Origin of the sequence: Mycobacterium sp. 852002-51613_SCH5001154, assembly GCF_001667425.1 — a bacterium.
In the GTDB taxonomy this organism is placed as follows: Bacteria; Actinomycetota; Actinomycetes; order Mycobacteriales; family Mycobacteriaceae; genus Mycobacterium.
Genome location: NZ_LZII01000033.1, coordinates 1 through 615, shown reverse-complemented (window position 1 = coordinate 615; position 615 = coordinate 1). Strand labels below are relative to the sequence as shown.

Annotated in this window: 2 protein-coding genes; both read left to right on the top strand. The window is 62.6% G+C overall.

Annotation, left to right across the window (positions count from 1 at the left end; all coding sequences use genetic code 11):
- Nucleotides 1–2 precede the first annotated feature (2 nt).
- On the top strand, nt 3–299 hold the full coding sequence (locus A5750_RS08425; protein ID WP_007771418.1) for a WXG100 family type VII secretion target: 297 nt from the start codon (nt 3–5) through the stop codon (nt 297–299).
- 50 nt (nt 300–349) lie between these two features.
- Nucleotides 350–615: WXG100 family type VII secretion target (locus A5750_RS08420; protein ID WP_066957308.1), on the top strand; the 266-nt coding region annotated here is incomplete at its 3' end.

Here is a 615-nt window from a genome sequence, read left to right as displayed (position 1 = left end):
ACATGGCAACACGTTTTATGACTGACCCGCACGAAATGCGGGCGATGGCGGGCCGCTTCGAGGTGCACGCCCAGACGGTTGAGGACGAGGCTCGCAAGATGTGGGCGTCCTCGATGAACATCGCCGGCTCGGGCTGGAGCGGTCAGGCGCAGGCCACCTCGTACGACACCATGGGTCAGGTCAACCAGGCCTTCCGCAACATCGTCAACATGCTCCACGGAGTGCGGGACGGACTGATCCGCGACGCGAACAACTACGAGCAGCAAGAGCAGGCCTCGCAGCAAATCCTCGGCAGCTAGCGCTTAAAACCGCGGCTGCGTACCATTCCAGACATTAGGAGAACACCGTTATGACAATCAATTACCAGTTCGGCGATGTCGACGCCCACGGTGCCTTGATCCGCGCCCAGGCCGCGTCTCTGGAGGCTGAGCACCAGGCCATCGTTCGCGATGTGCTTGCTGCGGGTGACTTCTGGGGCGGTGCCGGTTCGGTGGCCTGCCAGGAGTTCATCACCCAGTTGGGTCGCAACTTCCAGGTGATCTACGAGCAGGCCAACGCCCACGGGCAGAAGGTGCAGAGCGCCGGCAGCAACATGGCCAGCACCGACAGCGCCGT